Below are 19,567 nucleotides of genomic sequence, written 5' to 3'. Positions count from 1 at the left end.
CTGCGTTTTGCTATTCGTGAAGGTGGTCGTACTGTTGGTGCCGGTATCGTCTCTAAGATCATTGAATAAATAATGCTTGTTGAGTGCTTTGATTATTGAAGGCACTTTGTATAACAGGGAAATAAAGAGCATGAACAGTCAGAATATTCGCATTCGCTTGAAAGCGTTTGATCATAGAATTCTTGATACGTCGACGCGTGAGATCGTATCGACTGCTAAACGTACCGGTGCAAATGTCCGTGGTCCCATTCCGCTTCCGACGCGGATTGAGAAGTTTACGGTCAATCGTGGACCGCATATCGATAAGAAAAGTCGTGAGCAGTTTGAGATGCGAACACATAAGCGTCTTCTTGACATTGTTGATCCAACGCCGCAAACAGTGGATGCGCTTATGAAGCTCGATCTTTCTGCTGGTGTGGATGTAGAAATTAAGCTCTGAGGTTTGAGGACAGAAGGAACAGACCCGATGCGTTCAGGTGTAATAGCACAGAAGCTGGGCATGACCCGTATTTATAATGATGCTGGTGAGCATGTGCCGGTGACGGTACTTCGTTTGGAGAATTGTCAAGTCATTGCTCAGCGTACAGTTGAAAAGAATGGTTATACTGCTGTTCAATTAGGTGTAGGCTTTGCTAAGGTTAAGAATACTTCACAAGCTCTTCGTGGACATTTTGCTAAGGCTTCTGTTGAGCCTAAAGCCAAAATAGCAGAGTTTCGTGTGAGTCCCGACAATCTTCTTGATGTTGGTACTGAGATTACAGTGGAACATTTTGTTCCAGGACAAAGAGTTGATGTGACTGGTACCAGTATTGGTAAGGGGTTTGCTGGTGTTATGAAACGACATAACTTTGGTGGGCATCGTGCTTCCCATGGTAATTCGATCACACATCGTGCTCATGGTTCTACAGGGCAGTGCCAAGATCCTGGTAAAGTTTTTAAAGGCAAAAAAATGGCTGGCCATATGGGGCAAGTGCGTGTAACAACACAGAATATTGAAGTTATTTCCACTGATAGTGAGCGTGGTTTAATTTTAGTGCGTGGTGCTGTTTCTGGTTCTAAAGGTTCTTGGATTTTGATACGGGATGCTGTGAAGAAGCGTCTTCCTGATAATGCTCCAAAGCCTGCTGGTATTCGCCGTCTTGTGAAGGAGAAAGCGGAAATGGTTACTCCGGTGACGGAAACCTCTGAAGTTGAGGGAGCCTAATAATGGATCTTGTAATTAAAACTCTTGATGGTAATGAAGCTGGCAAATTAAAGGTTTCTGAGGCTATTTTTGATCTTGTACCGCGTGAGGATATTTTGCAACGTGTTGTTCGTTGGCAGCTTGCACGTCGTCAGCAGGGAAGTCATCAATCCCAAGGTCGTTCTGATGTGTCGCGAACAGGGGCAAAAATGTTTAAACAGAAAGGAACTGGGCGTGCTCGACATTCATCTGCACGTGCACCGCAGTTTAGAGGTGGGGGTAAGGCACATGGACCGGTGGTTCGTAGCCATGCGCATGATCTTCCTAAAAAGATTCGTGCTCTTGGGTTACGTCTTGCTTTATCTGCAAAATTAAAAGCAAAAGATTTAATTGTTGTGGATGAGTTGACTGTTAAGGATGCTAAAACGAAAATGCTTGTTTCTCATTTTTCTAAGCTTGGATTTAATAACGCTCTCTTGATTGGTGGTAAAGAGATTGATATTAACTTTTTTCGTGCAGCCTCTAATATCCCTAATATTGACATTTTGCCTATTCAGGGAATTAATGTTTATGATATTTTGCGTCGCAGCAAACTTGTTTTATCAAAAGCAGCTATTGAGGCTCTTGAGGAGCGTTTTAAATGACAGATCTTCGCCATTATGATATAATTATTAGTCCAGTTATTACTGAAAAGGCGACTATGATTTCTGAGTATAATCAAGTTGCTTTTAATGTCGCGCCGAAAGCGACGAAGCCTGAGATTAAGGCTGCTATTGAAGCGCTTTTTAGCGTAAAAGTTAAAGCAGTTAACACGATAGTCCGTAAGGGTAAAGTGAAGCGTTTCAAAGGTATAGTTGGTCGGCAGAGTGATGTCAAAAAAGCGATCGTAACTCTGGCCAGTGGTCAGACTATCGACGTTTCGACAGGTCTTTAAGAGGCTCGGAGATAGGAATAATGGCACTTAAGCAGTTTAATCCAATGACACCTGGGCAGCGTCAGCTTGTTATTGTGGAACGTTCTTGTCTTTATAAGGGAAAACCTGTAAAGATGTTAACAGAAGGTTTGTCTTCAAAGGGTGGACGTAATAATCGCGGTCGTGTTACTGCTCGTTTTCAGGGTGGTGGACATAAACGTAGTTATCGGTTTGTCGACTTTAAGCGTCTTAAACGTGATGTTTCAGCAAAGGTTGAGCGTTTAGAATACGATCCTAATCGTACCGCTTTTATTGCTTTAATCCGCTATGAGGATGGGCAATTGAGTTATATTCTTGCACCACAGCGTCTTGGTGTCGGTGATTCTGTTATGGCTGGTTTAAATGTGGATGTTAAACCAGGTAATGCTATGCCTCTTGCTAATATGCCTGTAGGTACAATTATTCATAATGTTGAGATGAAGCCAGGAAAAGGAGGGCAGATTGCACGTTCAGCAGGTGCTTATGCGCAGTTGGTTGGACGAGATCATGGCATGGCTATTCTTCGTTTAAATTCTGGTGAGCAGCGTTTGGTTCCGAGTAGCTGTTTTGCAACTGTTGGCGCTGTTTCAAATCCTGATCATGGGAATATTAATGATGGTAAAGCAGGTCGGTCACGTTGGCGTGGTAAGCGTCCACATGTTCGTGGTGTTGCTATGAACCCCATTGATCATCCACACGGTGGCGGTGAAGGTCGTACATCGGGGGGGCGCCATCCAGTATCTCCTTGGGGTAAACCTACGAAAGGTAAGCGTACGCGCTCCAATAAAGCTACTGATAAATTTATTATGCGTACGCGTCATCAACGCAAGAAATGAGAAAGGTAGTCTGAGGTGGTTCGTTCAGTGTGGAAAGGTCCGTTTGTTGACGGCTATCTTCTTGGTAAAGCAGAGAAGGTACGTTCAAGTGGGCGCAACGAAGTTATAAAAATATGGAGTCGTCGCTCTACTATTTTACCGCAATTTGTTGGTTTAACTTTTGGTGTTTACAACGGTAATAAGCATATTCCTGTTTCTGTTTCTGAAGAGATGGTTGGGCATAAGTTTGGTGAGTTCGCTCCTACCCGAACTTATTATGGTCATGGTGCCGATAAGAAAGCGAAGAGGAAGTAGGAATGGAAAAAGCTAAAGTTTCGCGCCAGCTTAAAGATAATGAAGCAAGAGCTGTCACGCGGACAATTCGTGTTAGTCCGCAGAAGCTTAATTTAGTTGCTGCAATGATTCGTGGTAAAAGAGTTAATGTAGCGCTCGCTGATTTGATGTTTTCACGCAAGCGTATTGCTGCTACTGTGAAAAAAACGCTTGAATCAGCAATTGCAAATGCAGAAAATAACCACGATCTTGATATTGATTCGCTTGTTGTGGCGGAAGCTTATGTTGGTAAGTCGATAGTGATGAAGCGCTTTCATGTTCGTGGTCGAGGGCGTGCTAGTAGAATTGAACGTCCATTTTCGCATCTTACTGTTATTGTTCGTGAAGTTACCGAAAAAGTGGAGGCCGCGTAATGGGGCAGAAGATCAATCCAATAGGACTTCGTCTTGGTGTTAATCGGACTTGGGACTCTCGTTGGTATGCTGATAGTGGTGAATATGGGCGCCTTCTTCATGAAGATTTGAAAATTCGTTCATATGTGCTTGAGGAGCTTAAACAGGCAGCTATTTCTAAGGTTGTTATTGAGCGTCCTCATAAAAAGTGTCGTATTACGATTCATTCTGCACGTCCTGGTTTGATTATTGGTAAAAAGGGTGCTGATATCGAAAAGCTTCGTCGTAAGCTATCAGAAATGACGGATGCTGAAACTTCATTGAATATTGTGGAGATTCGTAAACCGGAGATTGATGCGACAATTATTGCGCAATCAATTGCTCAACAGTTAGAGCGTCGTGTTGCTTTTCGTCGTGCAATGAAGCGTGCTGTTCAGTCTGCTATGCGTCTTGGTGCGGAAGGTATTCGTATCAATTGTTCTGGCCGTCTTGGTGGTGCTGAAATTGCTCGTATGGAATGGTATCGTGAAGGTCGTGTTCCACTTCATACCTTGCGTTCTGATGTTGATTACGGTACAGCAGAAGCTAAGACCGCTTATGGTATTTGTGGTATTAAAGTTTGGGTCTTTAAGGGTGAGATTCTTGAGCATGATCCGATGGCTTCAGAACGTCGTGCTACGGAAGCTGATCAATCTGGTTCTTCATCGAATCGTCGCCGCGAAAATGCTTAGTTTTTGAGATTGAACTAAAATTTGGAGTAGAGAACAATGTTGCAGCCAAAGCGCACAAAGTTCCGTAAACAGTTCAAAGGCCGTATTCACGGTTTTGCGAAGGGTGGTACGGATTTGAATTTCGGTGCCTACGGTTTGAAGGCTGTTGAGCCGGAGCGGGTCACTGCTCGTCAAATTGAAGCGGCGCGTCGTGCGATTACACGTTATATGAAGCGTTCTGGTCGTGTGTGGATTCGTATTTTTCCAGATCTTCCGGTTACATCTAAACCGACTGAAGTTCGTATGGGTAAAGGTAAGGGAAGTGTTGATTATTGGGCTGCACGTGTTGCTCCTGGGCGCGTCATGTTTGAGCTTGATGGAGTTCCGGAGGATGTTGCACGTGAAGCACTAAGATTAGGTGCTGCAAAGTTGCCTATAAAAACGCGTTTCATCCAGCGTATTGCTGAATAGTGAGGTTAAGCGATGAGAGCCACAGAATTACGGGCGCAAACGCTCGACCAAATGAAAGGTGAATTGGCTAAGTTAAAGAAAGAGCAATTTAATTTGCGTTTTCAAAAAGCAACAGGTCAATTAGAAAAGACTGCGCGCGTTAGACAAGTTCGTCGTGATATTGCGCGTATTAAAACTTTTCTTCGTCAAAAGATAAGTGAAAGTAAGGTTTAAGGAAATAAGAGATGCCTAAACGCGTTTTGCAGGGTGTTGTTATTAGCGACAAAAGTGATAAGACTGTTGTTGTCAAAGTTGAACGCCGTTATTCTCATCCGCTTCTTAAGAAGACTGTTCGGCAGTCTAAAAATTATAAAGTGCATGACGAAAACAACCAATTTAAGATTGGGGATCAAGTTTCTATTCAAGAATCTAGACCAATTTCGAAAGATAAATGTTGGATTGTTGTAAAAGACAATGTAGCGTAATGAGTTAAGCTTATTGTTTTAGAATTTAACAGTGTGGTTATCATTGATAAATTTGAAGGCGATAACTTTATCGTTATTTGGCAGGCAAATCCGAGTGTGTAAAAGGTACAATCGGATATATGTGTTAAGAGAAGGTGGCCAGTCATGATTCAGATGCAAACAAACCTCGACGTTGCTGATAATTCTGGAGCGCGTCGTGTCATGTGCATCAAAGTGTTAGGCGGTTCAAAGCGGAAATATGCTTCGGTCGGTGACATTATTGTTGTTTCGGTTAAGGATGCAATTCCTCGTGGACGTGTTAAAAAAGGTGATGTTATGAAAGCTGTTGTGGTTCGTACTGCTAAGGATATTCGTCGCGCAGATGGTAGTGTCATTCGTTTTGATAGTAATGCTGCGGTTTTGGTGGATAATAAAAAAGAGCCGATCGGTACTCGTATCTTTGGACCTGTTCCCCGTGAATTGCGTGGTAGGAATCATATGAAGATCATCTCGCTTGCTCCTGAAGTTCTGTAAGGAGTAAATGTTATGCAGAAGATTCGAAAAGGTGATAAAGTTGTTGTTTTGTCCGGTAAGGATAAAGGATGTAGTGGTGAAGTAATTAAGGTTAGTCCAAAAGAGAATAAGGCTTTTGTTCGTGGGATTAATATGATTAAACGTCATCAACGTCAAACGCAGAAGCAAGAAGCTGGAATTATTTCTAAAGAAGCTCCGATTCATCTGTCTAATTTGGCGATTGCTGATCCTAAAGATGGTAGGCCTACACGTGTAGGCTTTCGTGTGAATGCAGATGGTAATAAGGTTCGTTTTGCCAAGCGTTCGGGAGAGTTGATTAATGGCTGAGGAAAGACAAATACCGCGTATGAGAGCGCATTATTTTGAAGTGATTCGTAAAGTGCTTCAAGAGAAGTTTAATTACAGAAATGCAATGCAAATTCCGCGGATTGATAAAGTTGTAATAAATATGGGGATAGGTGAAGCAACTGCTGATTCCAAGAAACCTTCCCTTGCCGCTGAGGATTTAGGGCTAATAACGGGTCAGAAGGCTGTTGTTACGCGTGCGCGTAATTCTATTGCGACCTTTAAGGTTCGTGAAGGAATGCCTCTTGGGGCTAAAGTTACATTGCGTAAAGATCGTATGTTTGAGTTTTTAGATCGTCTTGTGACGATTGCTCTTCCGCGGGTTCGTGACTTTCGTGGTTTAAATCCAAAGAGTTTTGATGGTCGTGGCAATTTTGCTATGGGTATTAAAGAACACATTGTGTTTCCAGAAATCAACTATGATAAAGTTGATCAAATTTGGGGCATGGATATTATTGTTTGTACGACAGCAAAAACGGATGATGAAGCTCGTGAGTTATTGCGTGCTTTTAATTTTCCTTTTCGTTCGTAACGGCAAGCGTAGTGAGGTGAAATTATGGCCAAAGTAAGTGCCGTTGAAAAAAATAAGCGTCGTGAGTTGATGGTAAAGTGCTATGCTGCTCGTCGTGCACGTTTGAAAGCAATAGTTATGGATCAGAAGGTTTCTCTTGAAGAACGTTTTAAAGCTTCTGTTCAGTTGGCAGAGTTGCCGCGTAATTCTTCGAAAGTTCGTATTCGTAATCGCTGTGAGGTTTCAGGTCGTCCGCGGGCTTATTATCGTAAATTAAAAATGTCGCGAATTGCGTTGCGTGAGCTTGGCTCTATTGGCTATATTCCTGGTATTGTAAAGTCTAGTTGGTAAGAGGAGATTATTTAATGTCTATGTCAGATCCTCTTGGTGATATGTTAACACGTATTCGTAATGCACTTGGTCGTAAAAAAGGTAAAGTAGTTACTCCAGCTTCGAAGCTTCGTGCACACGTTCTTGATGTTCTTCAGTCGGAAGGTTATATTCGCGGATATAATCGAATTGATTTAGGTGATGGAAAAGCTGAAATTGAAATCGAATTGAAGTATTTTGAAGGGCTGGCTGCTATTCGTGAGATTTCACGTGTATCAAAGCCAGGGCGTCGTGTGTATGTTTCTGCTAAGTCACTTCCTCAGGTGGCAAATGGCCTTGGTATTTCGATTTTATCGACTCCTAAAGGCGTCATGGCAGATCATGAGGCGCGTGAACAGAATGTTGGTGGAGAACTCCTTTGTCGTGTTTTCTAAGTTATGTCAAGAAAACGGAAGAAAAAGTAGGTTAGAACAATGTCTCGTATTGGAAAGAAACCCATTTCAATTCCTTCTGGAGTTACTGCTACTGTTGAAGGTCAGCTGGTTAAGGCAAAAGGTCCAAAAGGTGAGCTGAGTTACGTCGTCAATGATGAAGTCTTAGTCAAACTTGAGGACAATATCATATCAGTTATGCCGCGGGATCAGTCAAAAGATGCGCGTTCTAAATGGGGTATGTCGCGCTCAATGATTGAGAACATTTTTTGTGGTGTGAAAGATGGTTTTGAAAAGAGGTTGGAGATTAATGGGGTTGGTTATCGTGCTGCTTTGCAGGGTAAGGATGTTCAACTATCTCTGGGTTTTTCGCATGATGTGGTTTATAAAGTTCCGTCGGGTGTTACTGTGACTGTTCCTAAGCCAACGGAAATTGTTGTTTCTGGAATTGATAAACAGCAAGTTGGACAAGTTGCAGCGGAGATTCGTGAGTATCGTAGGCCTGAGCCTTATAAAGGTAAAGGTGTTAAGCATGCAGATGAACGTATCTTCCGTAAAGAAGGTAAAAAGAAATAAGGATTTTGTATTATGGTTTCATCTAAGGACATTATCCAACGTCGTGCAAGGCGTGTTCGTCGTAGAATTAAAATGGTTTCTCATGATCGTCCTCGGCTTAGTGTTTATCGTTCAAATCAGAACATTTATGCTCAAGTTATCGATGATTTGCGGGGATGTACACTTGTTTCAGCCTCTACTCTTGAAAGTGATTTGAAAAAATCGTTAAAGAGTGGTGCTGATAAAAAGGCGGCCTTTGCTGTTGGTAAGTTAATTGCTGAGCGTGCGAAGAAAGCGGGTGTTAATGAGGTGGTTTTTGATCGTGGAGCGTATGTGTACCATGGTCGCGTCAAAGCTTTAGCTGAAGCTGCTCGTGAAGGTGGTTTGAATTTCTAAAATTTCTTATTTATGAATGAGTAAGGAGAGTTTAGAGTATTTCGTTTAAGTTCTTCCAGTTTGATGAGGGACTTTGTTATCGTGCTTCCGGAAAAGAAAAAGGAATGAGGAATGGCACAAAAAGAACGTGGTGAGAGAGAAGAACGCGATAATGAATTTGTCGATAGGCTCGTTCATATCAATCGTGTTGCTAAAGTTGTAAAGGGTGGTCGGCGTTTTGGTTTTGCCGCTCTTGTTGTCGTTGGAGATCAAAAAGGGCGTGTGGGTTTTGGACATGGTAAAGCCCGTGAAGTTCCAGAAGCCGTTCGTAAAGCAACGGAATCTGCAAAACGTGGGATGATTTATGTTCCGCTTCGGTCTGGGCGTACATTGCATCATGATCTTGAAGGTCGTCACGGAGCTGGGCGTGTTTTGCTACGTTCGGCTTCTGCTGGTACTGGTATTATTGCTGGGGGACCGATGCGTGCTATTTTTGAAGCTCTTGGTATGCAGGATGTCGTTGCAAAATCACTAGGATCGTCGAATCCTTATAACATGGTTCGTGCAACATTTGATGCCTTGAAACATCAAGTGCATCCTAGAGATATTGCTGCTCAACGTGGTATAAAGTATTCGACTTTGCAGGCGCGTCGTCGCCATTTAGTCGACCTAGAAGGGTAGTTTCTGAGATTATCAGAAAAGGAATTAGGAAATGGTTCAGAAAAAATCTCAGAGTGGTAAAACTGTGACTGTGGAACAAATTGGAAGCCCTATTCGAAACTCACAGATTCAGCGTGCAACCTTAAAGGGGCTTGGACTAAATAAAATGCGTCGTCGGCGCGTTTTAGATGATACACTTTGTGTGCGGGGTATGATTGCTCGGGTTCGGCATCTTGTTCGCGTTATAGATGAAGGTTAAGGGTTGCGGGAGTATTAGATATGAAACTCAATGAACTGCGTGATTGCGAAGGCGCAACAAAAAATCGTAAGCGTGTTGGGCGTGGTATTGGTTCCGGTACGGGTAAGACTGGTGGTCGTGGTGTAAAAGGGCAAAAGTCACGTTCTGGTGTTTCCCTTAATGGTTTTGAAGGTGGGCAAATGCCTATCTATCGTCGTTTGCCAAAACGTGGATTTAGGAATTTCTTTGCTAAAACCTACAATGAAGTTTCACTAGGACGTATTCAGTTGGCAGTTGATACAGGTAAGTTGAATATTGAAAAGCCTGTTGATATGGTTTCTTTGAAAGAGGCTGGTATTATTCGTCGTGAAAAAGATGGGGTTCGTCTTCTTTCTGCTGGTGATTTGAAAACTAAGATTACCTTTCATGTTTCTGGTGCTTCACAAGCTGCTCGTGTTAAGATTGAAAAAGTGGGTGGTCAGGTTATTCTTCCTGATATTGCTCGATAATTTTTTAATATGAATAGAGACCTAAAGAAGAATGATATCTGTTTTGTGGGATCTTTTGTGGAGAATTGTTTAAGTTCTGCATTTGTTTATGTATGCATATATGAATTTTAGGATTATACTTCTGTGATTTAAAGAACTGGAGTGTAAAGTGGAGACGTTTTATGGCATCAGCAGCAGAGCAATTTGCTTCCAATATAAACTTCGGCACCTTTTCGCGTGCAACTGAATTAAAGAAACGTATCTGGTTTACTCTGTTGGCGCTTCTTGTATATCGTTTTGGCACTTACATCTCTCTTCCAGGTATCAATATCGATGCTTTGCGGCAAACATTTGAACATCACGCGTCGGGTGTATTAGGACTCTTTAATATGTTTGCTGGAGGTGCCGTTGGGCGTATGGCTATTTTTGCGCTGGGTATCATGCCTTATATATCGGCATCTATTATTGTGCAATTGTTAACATCTATTATTCCTTCTTTGGAAACTCTTAAAAAAGAAGGGGATTTAGGTCGTAAGATTATCAATCAATATACGCGTTATGTAACAGTCGTATTGGCAATCCTACAAGCTTTTGGTATTGCGGTTGCGCTTGAAAGCGGTATAGGGTCGGGGCTTCAAATTGTTTTAGAACCAGGTCTTATGTTTCGTATTTCTTCTGTTATTACGCTTGTTGGCGGAACGATGTTTCTTATGTGGCTTGGCGAGCAAATTACGTCACGTGGTATTGGTAATGGGGTTTCTCTTATCATTTTTACAGGGATTGTAGCCAACTTTCCTTCTACTTTTGCTCAGCTTTTGACAGCTCATAGTCAGGCTGATTTATCAACTTTTCTTTTAATAGGAATCGTTCTTATTGCTGTTTTGGTTATTGGGCTTATTGTTTTTATAGAGCGTGCGCAACGGCGAATTCTTATCCAATACCCGAAACGTCAGGTCGGTAATCAAATGTTTCAAGGAGATATGTCGCATCTTCCTTTAAAGTTGAATACTGCTGGTGTTATTCCACCTATTTTTGCTTCATCTTTATTATTATTACCTGCCACTATTAATAATTTTTCTGATAAAATGCCACAATGGGTTCAGGAGATTTCTTATGCTCTTGGTCATGGACAGCCACTTTATATGATTGTTTATGCATTTTTAATGGCGTTTTTTTGCTTTTTTTATACAGCTATTGTGTTTAATCCAAGTGATACTGCAGATCAGTTGAAAAAACATTCTGGTTTTATTCCAGGGATTCGTCCAGGTGAGCGTACAGCCGAATATATTGATTACGTTTTGACGCGTATTACTGTTGTGGGGGCACTTTATATTATCTTGGTTTGTTTGTTACCTGAATTTATGATATCTGCATTACAGGTTCCTTTTTATCTTGGGGGAACATCCTTGTTGATTGTTGTTACTGTTACACTTGATACGGTTGCTCAAATTCAGGGGCATCTTGTTGCCCACCAATATGAAGGGTTGATAAAAAAATCAAAACTTCGTGGAGGTAGAAGGAATCGATGAGAGTTATTCTTTTAGGTCCTCCTGGAGCGGGAAAAGGTACGCAAGCAAAAATGTTGACTGAGGAATATAGCATTCCTCATTTATCAACAGGGGATATGTTGCGTGAGGTGATTGCCAAAGAAACGGAGATTGGTAAAAAAGCTAAAGCTATTATAAGTTCTGGTGCTTTGGTACCTGATAGTATTGTTAATCAAATCGTATCAGATCGGATTGATGAAGCTGATTGTGTAAACGGTTTTGTTTTGGATGGATATCCGCGAACTGTAGGGCAGGCAGAAGCGTTGCAACAGATACTGGATTCAAAAAATACGCAGCTTAATGCTGTTATTGAGTTGTGTGTTGATGAAGACGTGTTGATTGAACGTATGAAAAAGCGCGTTGAAGAAACAATAGCGGCTGGTGGACAGGTTCGTTTAGATGACAATCCTGTTGCTTTTGCAAAAAGATTAGTAGAATATCGTGAAAAAACAGCTCCCTTATCAAAATTTTATTCAGAGAGGGGAATGTTGAAGGTTATTGATGGAATGATTGGTGTTGCTGAAGTGACACGTATGATTAGAGGGTTTCTTTCATGAGATTTTTTTTAGAAATAAATGAAAAGAGTTGACTTTTGAGATGAAATCCATCAAAAGTGAATTTAATTTATTTTAGTGAAATAATAGGATTCGGAAGAATTTTTTTCTGAGTCTATTTTTTTCTATAAGGTATATCAGGTATTTTATAACAATTTGTCAAAAATAACTAAGGAGAGTAGGCGTGGCTCGTATTGCTGGCGTCAATATCCCGACAAATAAGCGTGTAATTATTGCGCTTCAATATATCCACGGGATTGGACCAAAATTTGCTCAAGAAATTATTGAAAGAGTTGGCATTCCTTTGGGGCGTCGTGTGCATGAGCTTTCAGATGCTGAGGTGCTGCAGATTCGTGAGGCAATAGATCAGGGGTATCAAGTTGAAGGTGATCTTCGTCGTGAGGTTGCTATGAATGTTAAGCGTTTGATGGATCTTGGTTGTTATCGAGGATTGCGTCATCGCCGGTCTTTGCCTGTCCGAGGACAGCGTACACATACGAATGCTCGTACGCGTAAAGGTCCGGCTAAGGCAATCGCCGGTAAGAAGAAATAAGGGCCTTTGTGGAAGGTTTTTATATATTCTTTTTCTTGTTTGATTTGTTTGACAAGGAAAAAAAGGTGGAGCTGCTGATGTTACGGCAGTGATGAGATCGTTGAAAGGGAAATTATGGCCAAGGAAGCCACACGTGTTCGTCGTCGCGAACGTAAAAATATTTCATCGGGTGTTGTTCATATTAATTCAACATTTAATAACACAATGATTACTATTACTGATGCTCAGGGTAATGCAATTGCTTGGTCATCTGCGGGAGCTCAGGGGTTTAAAGGTGCGCGTAAATCGACACCTTTTGCTGCTCAAGTTGCTGCGGAGGATTGTGCAAGAAAAGCGCAAGAGCATGGTATGCGTTCTTTGGAAGTTGAAGTTTGTGGACCTGGATCAGGGCGTGAATCTGCTCTACGAGCATTGCAATCTGTTGGTTTTGTCATTACTTCTATTCGCGATGTAACACCAATTCCTCATAATGGATGTCGTCCGCGGAAAAGGCGGCGTGTTTAATTGGGTGTTGTTTTTTGTTGTCGGAGATTTCTCTGATGTTCACATTGGTCGTTACGATTGAATGGTAACGGAACTAAAGAACGGGAATAAAAATATGATCCAGAAAAACTGGCAGGAACTTATTAAACCCAATAAGGTTGAATCATGTGCACATGATAATCCAAATATTATAAGTGTGATTGCTGAACCTCTTGAGCGTGGTTTTGGTTTAACGTTAGGAAATGCGCTTCGTCGCGTTTTGTTATCTTCGCTTCGTGGTGCTGCTATTACTGCTGTGCAGATTGACGGTGTCTTGCATGAATTTTCATCGATTCCAGGTGTGCGTGAGGATGTTACGGATATTATTCTGAATATAAAAGAAATTGCGCTTCGTATGGAAGAAGAAGGTCCTAAACGTGTCGTCGTTTATAAAGAGGGGCCTGGTGTCGTGAAAGCGGGAGATATCAGTACAGTTGGGGATATGGAAATTCTAAATCCAGATCATGTTATTTGTACTCTTGATGAAGAAGCTGAAATTCGTATGGAATTTATTGTCAACACAGGAAAGGGGTATGTTCCATCTGATCGTAATTGTGTTGATGATGCACGTATAGGGCTTATTCCAATTGATAGTCTTTATTCACCGATCCGTAAGGTATCTTATAAAGTAGAAAATACACGCGAAGGTCAAGTTCTCGATTATGATAAATTAACGCTCACGATTGAAACAAACGGTGCTGTTAATGGTGAGGATGCTGTTGCTTTTGCAGCACGCATTCTTCAGGATCAATTATCGTTATTTATTAACTTTGAAGAGCCACAGAAGGAGCCTGTTGAAGAGGCTGATTCTGAGCTTTCTTTTAATCCTGCTCTTCTCAAAAAAGTGGATGAATTAGAACTTTCAGTTCGTTCGGCAAATTGTCTTAAGAATGATAATATTGTCTATATTGGTGATCTGATTCAGAAAACAGAATCTGAAATGCTTCGGACACCGAACTTTGGTCGCAAATCGTTGAATGAGATTAAAGAAGTTTTGGCGTGTATGGGTTTACATCTTGGGATGGAGATTCCTGCGTGGCCGCCTGAAAACATTGATGATCTTGCAAAACGTTATGAAGATCAATATTAAAATTAGAATCTAAGGAGAGGGCTTATGCGCCATAGTAAGTCAGGACGCAAGTTGAACCGTACTGCCAGTCACCGTAAAGCGATGTTTGCAAATATGGCAACTTCGTTGATCGAGCATGAGCAGATTGTGACAACGCTTCCAAAAGCTAAAGAAATTCGTCCTATTGTTGAAAAACTTGTTACTCTTGGTAAGCGTGGTGGTTTGCATGCGCGTCGGCAAGCTATTGCAGCACTTCGTGATGCAGGAAAGGTTGCGAAATTATTTGATACGCTTGCGCCACGTTATGCATCACGCAACGGTGGGTATTTGCGTATTATGAAAGCGGGGTTTCGTACCGGTGATAATGCGCCTATGGCTGTTATAGAATTTGTTGATCGTGATGTTGAAGCGAAGGGTGCTGGGGATCGTGCTCGCATGGAAGCTTCTGAGAATGAAAAGGGAACATCTTCTTAGAGTTTTTTTATTCTGTTGGATTTTTAAAGGCCGCCTTGTCTTGGGCGGTTTTTTTGTGAGCATTTTTAAGTTTGTTTTAGTTGAGAAATAGGTGCAGAGAGAAATTATAGAATATTGAATTATCTTATTTTTATAATATTTATTGTTCAAATAGGTTGTTTTTATTTTCTATTATGAAATATTAATAGAGGTCCTTAATTTGCGGGGATACGTTTTTTTATTCTATTAATCTTCAACAGAATGTGCTGATTTTATAAGGAGTGGATTATGAGGTGTTCTTTTTGGGTGCGGATTTTTTTTGTAATTATGATGCAGATATCATTTGATCATGTATATGCTCATGTTCCTCAAACACAAACAGAAATCACTCTTTCATTTGCTCCTTTAGTTAAAAAGACAGTTCCATCTGTTGTAAATATTTATGCAGCTCGACAAATTAGAGCTCGATCACCTTTTGAAGGCGATCCATTTTTTGAGCAATTTTTTGGTCGTTTTCAAAATAAATTTCCTGTTCGTAAGCAATCGTCATTAGGATCAGGGGTGATTGTTGATGCACGTGGTTTGATCGTTACAAATTACCACGTCATTAAAGATGCAAGCGAAATTAAAGTGGCTTTTTCTGATGGACGGGAGTTTGAGAGTAAGGTCGTGCTCAAAGATGAAGCAACTGATATTGCAATTCTTGAAGTTAAGGAAAAAGATGCTCAATTTCCGGTTCTTTCTTTGGGAAATTCTGATACTGTTGAAGTTGGTGATCTTGTTCTTGCTATTGGTAATCCTTTTGGTGTTGGTCAAACAGTTACAAGTGGTATTGTTTCAGCGCAAGCGCGTACACGTGTTGGGATTTCTGATTTTGACTTTTTTATTCAAACAGACGCAGCCATTAATCCAGGGAATTCTGGTGGCGCTTTAATTGATATGAAAGGTCAGTTAATCGGAATTAATACGGCTATTTATTCGCGTTCCGGTGGTTCTGTAGGGATTGGTTTTGCTATTCCAGTTAATCTTGTAAAAGTAATGCTTGATACTGTTAAACGCGGTGGAAAATATTTTGTGCCGCCTTATATTGGGGCTTCTTTTCAAAATGTTACACCTGATATTGCTGGTGGTTTAGGTTTAGAACGTCCCTATGGTGCTCTGATTATTGAAGTTATCAAAGATAGTCCTGCTGAAAAAGCTGGATTGAAAGTAGGTGATGTTATTTTGAGTGTGCAGGGGGTACGCGTTGACAGCCCAGATAGTCTTGGGTATCGTTTGATGACAGCTGACGTTGAGCATAGTCTTGCTTTGGAATATTTACGAAGTGGAAAAACTTTAAAAACACAAATAACAGTTTCATCGATATCAGAAACTGCATTTTTAAAATCTGAAAAAATTACGGGTGACAGTCCTCTTGCTGGTGCTGAGGTGTTAGATTTAACACCGCAAAATAGTCGACGTTTTCATCTTCCTATATCTGCAAAAGGGGTTGTGATTACCAATCTTGAGGAAATGAGCAATGCAGCTGGAATTTTTCAGTCAGGAGATATTCTACGTGTTGTAAATGGCCATAAAATTCAAACAGTTCATCAGTTGAAAAAGGTTCTTATGCAAGGTCGCTCAAATATGTGGCAATTGGAATATGAACGTGATGGTATGTATATTCGCCAATTTATTCGTTGAGGTTTTTTTTGAAGAAAGATTTTTTTACTTCGTCGTTTGATTTTCAAGTTAATAAAAATCAGCCACTAGCAGAAAGAATGCGCCCTTGTTCTCTCAATGATGTTGTGGGACAAAAGCATTTGATTGGAGAGGATGGTTTGCTTTCACGTATGGCGGCAACAGGCTCAATTGGATCGATGATTTTTTGGGGACCTCCAGGGACGGGAAAAACGACCGTGGCACGTTTGTTAGCCCTTGAAACAAATTTCGCGTTTGAACAGGTTTCTGCTATTTTTACAGGAGTTTCTGAACTTAAAAAGATTTTTGAAGTTGCGCAGAGGCGTTTTATATCTGGGGATAAAACACTTCTCTTTGTTGATGAAATTCATCGGTTTAATCGTGCACAGCAGGATAGTTTTCTTTCTGTGATGGAAGAGGGTACTGTGGTACTTATAGGTGCAACAACCGAAAATCCTTCTTTTGAACTGAATGCTGCCCTTCTTTCGCGTGCACGTGTTTTAACATTTCTTTCTCATGATCATGAAAGTTTGGACATGCTTTTGAGGCGTGCTGAAGAAGTGGAGGGAAAAACTCTTCCCTTGGATAATGATGCCAGAGACGTTTTGATAGAGATGTCTGATGGTGATGCGCGGGTTGCGTTAACATTGGCAGAGGAAGTTTGGTCTATTGCACCATTGGGAGAGATTCTTGATGTTGTTGCTTTGCAAAAAGTTATTCAGCGTCGTGCGCCTATTTATGATAAAGGACGAGATGGGCATTATAATCTCATTTCAGCGTTGCATAAATCCGTTCGTGGATCTGATCCTGATGCTGCGCTTTATTATTTGGCACGTATGTTGGATGCTGGTGAAGATCCTCTCTATATTGGGCGAAGATTGGTTCGTATGTCCGTTGAAGATGTTGGTTTGGCGGATCCTCAAGCTCTTGTCATTTGTAATGCAGCAAAAGATGCCTATGATTATTTAGGATCACCAGAAGGAGAATTGGCTTTGGCGCAAGCATGTCTTTATGTTGCAACTGCGCCAAAGTCAAATGCAGCATATCTTGCGTATAAAGCAGCACTGCGTTGTGCACGCAAAAATGGCTCTTTACCACCTCCTAAGCATATTCTTAATGCTCCTACGAAATTTATGAAGGAAGAAGGGTATGGAAGTGGTTATTGTTATGACCATGATGAACCAGATGCTTTTTCAGGACAAGAATATTTTCCCGAAAAACTTGGGCGTCAGAGTTATTATAAACCAGTTGAGCGTGGTTTTGAGCGTGAAATTGTGAAACGTCTTGAGTGGTGGCAACAGTTGCGCAAAAAACGTAAAGATCAAAATAAAATTTGAGTTGAAATACGTTTTTTATTGATCTCTTATGTTATTGTATGAGAAATTTAGCTTATATTTTAAACATTTATTGCATTGCTTGTAGAGATTTTTTTTGATATCTCCAAAATTGCATATTTTTTCAAATTTAAATATGTCATTCAACTTTTAAGCTGCTTTATTTTTTTTGGTTTTTATTAAATAATATATTGACTTATAATGATAATTGACTGTTTCGTAAGTTGAATGAAAGTTTCAAATACCGTAAATTTCTCTCATCCCAAGTCTGTTATTTGTTGAAGCAATCAAGTTATTCGCTTGCATGTTACAAGCAGGATTAGCGTGTGATAAAAACTGTACAAGAAAGGACTAAAAATCCCTCTTATGAATCGTCTCAAGTGCCGAGAGCTGTCGCAACATTGGGGGATGATAAATAGTGTGATGGTGCCGGCTTGCTCCTTCTATAGAGTAAAGATGGTGGTGCCTAAAGGGTTTTTCAGTATACCACATTCATAGGTGTTGTCACAAAATGAGCTTGGAAGTTTTGAGAGATGTTTCTTAAATCAAGTGCATGAATATGCAACACAATAGCGTTTTGTTCTTCGATGCAATAGGGTATGAGGTTGATTGATGATGCGTTTTTTGTGTGATCAATAGTGGAAGAATTCTTAGTCTCTCAAGTATTTAATCAAAGGGATAAGCAGAAGGGTTGTAGAACATTGTGTTTAAAATTAAATTGTTCCTTTTCTAGAGAGATATAAATATGTTAACTATGCTCCCATAGAGATATTACTTTATTGAAGTTTATTATGTGTCATAAGATAAGCAATGCCAATTCTTTATTGTGATGGTCATGAATGTTTATGGACATAATGTGGAGATAGGAATGGAAATAGTCTGTGAAAATCTAAAATCAAGCCTTTAGTTAAATTAAAAGTACAGTGTACACTAAAGTTTTAGGTTATTATGGATTCGGTCAAGGATATAATCGTGGATAAAACAAAAGCTCTCGATGCTGCTCTCTCACAAATTGAACGTTCTTTTGGTAAAGGCTCGATTATGCGTCTTGGGCAAAAAGAGCAGGTTGTTGAAATTGAAACAATTCCAACAGGGTCGTTATCCTTGGATATTGCTTTAGGGATTGGTGGATTACCGAAGGGGCGTATTGTTGAGATTTATGGACCAGAAAGTTCTGGGAAAACAACATTGGCTCTCCATGCTATTGCTGAGGCACAGAAAGGTGGTGGGATTTGTGCTTTTATTGATGCAGAGCATGCGCTTGATCCTATTTATGCGCGTAAGCTTGGTGTTGATTTAGAAAACTTGTTCATTTCTCAGCCAGATACCGGTGAACAGGCATTGGAAATTACAGAAACGTTGGTTCGTTCTGGTGCCGTTGATGTGCTTGTTGTGGATTCTGTCGCAGCTTTAACACCGCGAGCAGAAATTGACGGTGAAATGGGTGATGCTTTGCCCGGATTGCAAGCTCGGTTAATGAGTAAAGCGTTACGAAAATTAACCGCAGCAATTTTTCGCTCTAACTGTATGGTTGTTTTTATTAATCAAATTCGCATGAAAATTGGTGTGATGTTTGGTTCTCCTGAAACGACAACGGGTGGAAACGCTTTAAAGTTTTATGCTTCTGTTCGTTTAGATATTCGTCGCATTGGATCCATTAAAGATAGGGATTCAATCGTTGGTAATCAGACGCGCGTTAAAGTGGTGAAAAATAAATTGGCACCTCCATTCAAACAGGTTGAGTTTGATATTATTTATGGTGAAGGTATTTCCAAAGTAGGTGAATTGATTGATTTGGGTGTCAAGGTTGGTGTTGTGGAAAAATCTGGTGCATGGTTTTCTTATAATTCTCAGCGTTTAGGGCAGGGGCGTGAGAATGCAAAGCAGTTTTTACGTGAACATGTGGAAATAGCTACAGAGATTGAAGCAGCTTTGCGCCAAAATGCTGGTTTGATTGCGATTGAATTGTTAGAAAATGCAGGGTCAGAAAATATAGAAAGTGATGAAGCCATTTGATGGGGCGTTTTTTTCGTTTATAATTTTTTTCCTTTAAGATTTTTCTGTTTTTTTGTTTGAGTTTTTAAATACGCAGTCGTTTTTTCTCAATTTTTTAAAACAAATATTCCAT

At 40.6% G+C, this 19,567-nt stretch carries 30 protein-coding genes and 1 pseudogene; all 31 read left to right on the top strand.

All coding sequences use genetic code 11. The features are described 5' to 3' along the window. A pseudogene (locus tag ACFIK1_RS05430) lies at positions 1–69 on the top strand (elongation factor Tu); the annotation flags it as partial. 61 nt (positions 70–130) lie between these two features. Continuing rightward, complete coding sequence (gene rpsJ / locus ACFIK1_RS05425; protein WP_005773267.1) at positions 131–439, top strand: 30S ribosomal protein S10; 309 nt, start codon at positions 131–133, stop codon at positions 437–439. 27 nt (positions 440–466) lie between these two features. Next, the gene (gene rplC, locus ACFIK1_RS05420; RefSeq protein ID WP_375662260.1) at positions 467–1,204 is read left to right on the top strand and encodes a 50S ribosomal protein L3; all 738 of its coding nucleotides are present in this window, start codon (positions 467–469) and stop codon (positions 1,202–1,204) included. Positions 1,205–1,206: 2 nt separating this feature from the next. Further along, positions 1,207–1,827 (top strand): 50S ribosomal protein L4, encoded by a 621-nt coding sequence (gene rplD / locus ACFIK1_RS05415; protein ID WP_375617717.1) that lies wholly within the window; start codon positions 1,207–1,209, stop codon positions 1,825–1,827. Beyond that, positions 1,824–2,117, top strand: coding sequence for a 50S ribosomal protein L23 (locus ACFIK1_RS05410; protein ID WP_273723987.1), 294 nt, complete (start codon positions 1,824–1,826; stop codon positions 2,115–2,117). The genes rplD and ACFIK1_RS05410 overlap by 4 nt, the downstream gene beginning before the upstream one ends. A gap of 20 nt (positions 2,118–2,137) precedes the next feature. Next, positions 2,138–2,971 carry a 50S ribosomal protein L2 gene (gene rplB / locus ACFIK1_RS05405; protein ID WP_375662259.1) on the top strand — a complete coding sequence of 278 codons (834 nt, stop codon included), beginning with the start codon at positions 2,138–2,140 and terminating at the stop codon, positions 2,969–2,971. Between the two features lie 15 nt (positions 2,972–2,986). Next, complete coding sequence (gene rpsS, locus ACFIK1_RS05400; protein WP_375617719.1) at positions 2,987–3,265, top strand: 30S ribosomal protein S19; 279 nt, start codon at positions 2,987–2,989, stop codon at positions 3,263–3,265. Positions 3,266–3,267: 2 nt separating this feature from the next. Next, complete coding sequence (gene rplV, locus ACFIK1_RS05395) at positions 3,268–3,657, top strand: 50S ribosomal protein L22 (protein ID WP_375662258.1); 390 nt, start codon at positions 3,268–3,270, stop codon at positions 3,655–3,657. Further along, on the top strand, positions 3,657–4,367 hold the full coding sequence (gene rpsC / locus ACFIK1_RS05390; RefSeq protein ID WP_273791408.1) for a 30S ribosomal protein S3: 711 nt from the start codon (positions 3,657–3,659) through the stop codon (positions 4,365–4,367). The genes rplV and rpsC overlap by 1 nt, the downstream gene beginning before the upstream one ends. 36 nt (positions 4,368–4,403) lie before the next feature. Then, complete coding sequence (gene rplP / locus ACFIK1_RS05385; RefSeq protein WP_375611475.1) at positions 4,404–4,817, top strand: 50S ribosomal protein L16; 414 nt, start codon at positions 4,404–4,406, stop codon at positions 4,815–4,817. A 12-nt stretch (positions 4,818–4,829) separates the two neighbouring features. Beyond that, positions 4,830–5,030, top strand: a complete 201-nt coding sequence (gene rpmC / locus ACFIK1_RS05380; RefSeq protein WP_375662257.1) for a 50S ribosomal protein L29 — start codon at positions 4,830–4,832, stop codon at positions 5,028–5,030. An 11-nt stretch (positions 5,031–5,041) separates the two neighbouring features. Next, positions 5,042–5,281, top strand: a complete 240-nt coding sequence (gene rpsQ / locus ACFIK1_RS05375; protein ID WP_375662256.1) for a 30S ribosomal protein S17 — start codon at positions 5,042–5,044, stop codon at positions 5,279–5,281. 144 nt (positions 5,282–5,425) lie between these two features. Further along, positions 5,426–5,794 carry a 50S ribosomal protein L14 gene (gene rplN / locus ACFIK1_RS05370; protein WP_004855715.1) on the top strand — a complete coding sequence of 123 codons (369 nt, stop codon included), beginning with the start codon at positions 5,426–5,428 and terminating at the stop codon, positions 5,792–5,794. Positions 5,795–5,806: 12 nt separating this feature from the next. Then, a complete protein-coding gene (gene rplX / locus ACFIK1_RS05365) occupies positions 5,807–6,121 on the top strand; it encodes a 50S ribosomal protein L24 (protein WP_375617722.1) in 315 nt (104 codons plus the stop codon). Beyond that, a complete protein-coding gene (gene rplE / locus ACFIK1_RS05360) occupies positions 6,114–6,671 on the top strand; it encodes a 50S ribosomal protein L5 (RefSeq protein ID WP_375662255.1) in 558 nt (185 codons plus the stop codon). Before rplX ends, rplE begins: the two co-directional genes overlap by 8 nt. A gap of 24 nt (positions 6,672–6,695) precedes the next feature. Continuing rightward, positions 6,696–7,001 (top strand): 30S ribosomal protein S14, encoded by a 306-nt coding sequence (rpsN, locus tag ACFIK1_RS05355; protein ID WP_375617724.1) that lies wholly within the window; start codon positions 6,696–6,698, stop codon positions 6,999–7,001. Between the two features lie 14 nt (positions 7,002–7,015). Next, positions 7,016–7,414: a 30S ribosomal protein S8 gene (rpsH, locus tag ACFIK1_RS05350; protein ID WP_375613142.1), complete on the top strand. Its 399-nt coding sequence runs from the start codon at positions 7,016–7,018 to the stop codon at positions 7,412–7,414. Between the two features lie 39 nt (positions 7,415–7,453). After that, positions 7,454–7,987, top strand: a complete 534-nt coding sequence (rplF, locus tag ACFIK1_RS05345) for a 50S ribosomal protein L6 (RefSeq protein ID WP_375617726.1) — start codon at positions 7,454–7,456, stop codon at positions 7,985–7,987. Between the two features lie 12 nt (positions 7,988–7,999). After that, positions 8,000–8,362: a 50S ribosomal protein L18 gene (gene rplR / locus ACFIK1_RS05340; RefSeq protein ID WP_273791414.1), complete on the top strand. Its 363-nt coding sequence runs from the start codon at positions 8,000–8,002 to the stop codon at positions 8,360–8,362. 111 nt (positions 8,363–8,473) lie between these two features. Further along, on the top strand, positions 8,474–9,022 hold the full coding sequence (gene rpsE / locus ACFIK1_RS05335; protein WP_375617727.1) for a 30S ribosomal protein S5: 549 nt from the start codon (positions 8,474–8,476) through the stop codon (positions 9,020–9,022). A gap of 31 nt (positions 9,023–9,053) precedes the next feature. Continuing rightward, on the top strand, positions 9,054–9,260 hold the full coding sequence (gene rpmD, locus ACFIK1_RS05330) for a 50S ribosomal protein L30 (RefSeq protein WP_375611481.1): 207 nt from the start codon (positions 9,054–9,056) through the stop codon (positions 9,258–9,260). A gap of 20 nt (positions 9,261–9,280) precedes the next feature. Further along, the gene (rplO, locus tag ACFIK1_RS05325; protein WP_375662254.1) at positions 9,281–9,748 is read left to right on the top strand and encodes a 50S ribosomal protein L15; all 468 of its coding nucleotides are present in this window, start codon (positions 9,281–9,283) and stop codon (positions 9,746–9,748) included. A 161-nt stretch (positions 9,749–9,909) separates the two neighbouring features. After that, on the top strand, positions 9,910–11,256 hold the full coding sequence (gene secY / locus ACFIK1_RS05320) for a preprotein translocase subunit SecY (RefSeq protein WP_375617729.1): 1,347 nt from the start codon (positions 9,910–9,912) through the stop codon (positions 11,254–11,256). After that, entirely contained in the window at positions 11,253–11,831 is a 579-nt protein-coding gene (locus tag ACFIK1_RS05315) for an adenylate kinase (RefSeq protein ID WP_375617730.1), read from the top strand. Before secY ends, ACFIK1_RS05315 begins: the two co-directional genes overlap by 4 nt. 181 nt (positions 11,832–12,012) lie before the next feature. Continuing rightward, positions 12,013–12,381, top strand: a complete 369-nt coding sequence (gene rpsM, locus ACFIK1_RS05310) for a 30S ribosomal protein S13 (RefSeq protein ID WP_026500557.1) — start codon at positions 12,013–12,015, stop codon at positions 12,379–12,381. Positions 12,382–12,495: 114 nt separating this feature from the next. After that, a complete protein-coding gene (rpsK, locus tag ACFIK1_RS05305) occupies positions 12,496–12,885 on the top strand; it encodes a 30S ribosomal protein S11 (RefSeq protein ID WP_007347762.1) in 390 nt (129 codons plus the stop codon). A 94-nt stretch (positions 12,886–12,979) separates the two neighbouring features. After that, positions 12,980–13,993 (top strand): DNA-directed RNA polymerase subunit alpha, encoded by a 1,014-nt coding sequence (locus ACFIK1_RS05300; protein WP_375611485.1) that lies wholly within the window; start codon positions 12,980–12,982, stop codon positions 13,991–13,993. Positions 13,994–14,017: 24 nt separating this feature from the next. After that, positions 14,018–14,446, top strand: a complete 429-nt coding sequence (rplQ, locus tag ACFIK1_RS05295) for a 50S ribosomal protein L17 (RefSeq protein ID WP_273791421.1) — start codon at positions 14,018–14,020, stop codon at positions 14,444–14,446. Positions 14,447–14,713: 267 nt separating this feature from the next. Continuing rightward, positions 14,714–16,108: a DegQ family serine endoprotease gene (locus tag ACFIK1_RS05290; protein ID WP_375617731.1), complete on the top strand. Its 1,395-nt coding sequence runs from the start codon at positions 14,714–14,716 to the stop codon at positions 16,106–16,108. Between the two features lie 8 nt (positions 16,109–16,116). Further along, on the top strand, positions 16,117–17,442 hold the full coding sequence (locus tag ACFIK1_RS05285; protein ID WP_375662253.1) for a replication-associated recombination protein A: 1,326 nt from the start codon (positions 16,117–16,119) through the stop codon (positions 17,440–17,442). Between the two features lie 969 nt (positions 17,443–18,411). Next, the gene (gene recA / locus ACFIK1_RS05280; RefSeq protein ID WP_273791424.1) at positions 18,412–19,455 is read left to right on the top strand and encodes a recombinase RecA; all 1,044 of its coding nucleotides are present in this window, start codon (positions 18,412–18,414) and stop codon (positions 19,453–19,455) included. Positions 19,456–19,567: the final 112 nt, after the last annotated feature.

This window comes from Bartonella sp. OC16QHHD, from assembly GCF_042194035.1.
GTDB lineage: Bacteria > Pseudomonadota > Alphaproteobacteria > Rhizobiales > Rhizobiaceae > Bartonella.
The sequence above is the reverse complement of the archived record's forward strand: the minus strand, read 5'-3'. Positions and strand labels throughout refer to the sequence as shown.

Excerpts from the sequence above, each read along its gene's own strand:
- rpsJ (WP_005773267.1), top strand. The coding sequence starts at position 131 with ATGAACAGTCAGAATATTCGCATTCGCTTGAAAGCGTTTGATCATAGA.
- rplC (WP_375662260.1), top strand. The coding sequence starts at position 467 with ATGCGTTCAGGTGTAATAGCACAGAAGCTGGGCATGACCCGTATTTAT.
- rplD (WP_375617717.1), top strand. The coding sequence starts at position 1,207 with ATGGATCTTGTAATTAAAACTCTTGATGGTAATGAAGCTGGCAAATTA.
- ACFIK1_RS05410 (WP_273723987.1), top strand. The coding sequence starts at position 1,824 with ATGACAGATCTTCGCCATTATGATATAATTATTAGTCCAGTTATTACT.
- rplB (WP_375662259.1), top strand. The coding sequence starts at position 2,138 with ATGGCACTTAAGCAGTTTAATCCAATGACACCTGGGCAGCGTCAGCTT.
- rplV (WP_375662258.1), top strand. The coding sequence starts at position 3,268 with ATGGAAAAAGCTAAAGTTTCGCGCCAGCTTAAAGATAATGAAGCAAGA.
- rpsC (WP_273791408.1), top strand. The coding sequence starts at position 3,657 with ATGGGGCAGAAGATCAATCCAATAGGACTTCGTCTTGGTGTTAATCGG.
- rplP (WP_375611475.1), top strand. The coding sequence starts at position 4,404 with ATGTTGCAGCCAAAGCGCACAAAGTTCCGTAAACAGTTCAAAGGCCGT.
- rpmC (WP_375662257.1), top strand. The coding sequence starts at position 4,830 with ATGAGAGCCACAGAATTACGGGCGCAAACGCTCGACCAAATGAAAGGT.
- rpsQ (WP_375662256.1), top strand. The coding sequence starts at position 5,042 with ATGCCTAAACGCGTTTTGCAGGGTGTTGTTATTAGCGACAAAAGTGAT.
- rplN (WP_004855715.1), top strand. The coding sequence starts at position 5,426 with ATGATTCAGATGCAAACAAACCTCGACGTTGCTGATAATTCTGGAGCG.
- rplX (WP_375617722.1), top strand. The coding sequence starts at position 5,807 with ATGCAGAAGATTCGAAAAGGTGATAAAGTTGTTGTTTTGTCCGGTAAG.
- rplE (WP_375662255.1), top strand. The coding sequence starts at position 6,114 with ATGGCTGAGGAAAGACAAATACCGCGTATGAGAGCGCATTATTTTGAA.
- rpsN (WP_375617724.1), top strand. The coding sequence starts at position 6,696 with ATGGCCAAAGTAAGTGCCGTTGAAAAAAATAAGCGTCGTGAGTTGATG.
- rpsH (WP_375613142.1), top strand. The coding sequence starts at position 7,016 with ATGTCTATGTCAGATCCTCTTGGTGATATGTTAACACGTATTCGTAAT.
- rplF (WP_375617726.1), top strand. The coding sequence starts at position 7,454 with ATGTCTCGTATTGGAAAGAAACCCATTTCAATTCCTTCTGGAGTTACT.
- rplR (WP_273791414.1), top strand. The coding sequence starts at position 8,000 with ATGGTTTCATCTAAGGACATTATCCAACGTCGTGCAAGGCGTGTTCGT.
- rpsE (WP_375617727.1), top strand. The coding sequence starts at position 8,474 with ATGGCACAAAAAGAACGTGGTGAGAGAGAAGAACGCGATAATGAATTT.
- rpmD (WP_375611481.1), top strand. The coding sequence starts at position 9,054 with ATGGTTCAGAAAAAATCTCAGAGTGGTAAAACTGTGACTGTGGAACAA.
- rplO (WP_375662254.1), top strand. The coding sequence starts at position 9,281 with ATGAAACTCAATGAACTGCGTGATTGCGAAGGCGCAACAAAAAATCGT.
- secY (WP_375617729.1), top strand. The coding sequence starts at position 9,910 with ATGGCATCAGCAGCAGAGCAATTTGCTTCCAATATAAACTTCGGCACC.
- ACFIK1_RS05315 (WP_375617730.1), top strand. The coding sequence starts at position 11,253 with ATGAGAGTTATTCTTTTAGGTCCTCCTGGAGCGGGAAAAGGTACGCAA.
- rpsK (WP_007347762.1), top strand. The coding sequence starts at position 12,496 with ATGGCCAAGGAAGCCACACGTGTTCGTCGTCGCGAACGTAAAAATATT.
- ACFIK1_RS05300 (WP_375611485.1), top strand. The coding sequence starts at position 12,980 with ATGATCCAGAAAAACTGGCAGGAACTTATTAAACCCAATAAGGTTGAA.
- rplQ (WP_273791421.1), top strand. The coding sequence starts at position 14,018 with ATGCGCCATAGTAAGTCAGGACGCAAGTTGAACCGTACTGCCAGTCAC.
- ACFIK1_RS05290 (WP_375617731.1), top strand. The coding sequence starts at position 14,714 with ATGAGGTGTTCTTTTTGGGTGCGGATTTTTTTTGTAATTATGATGCAG.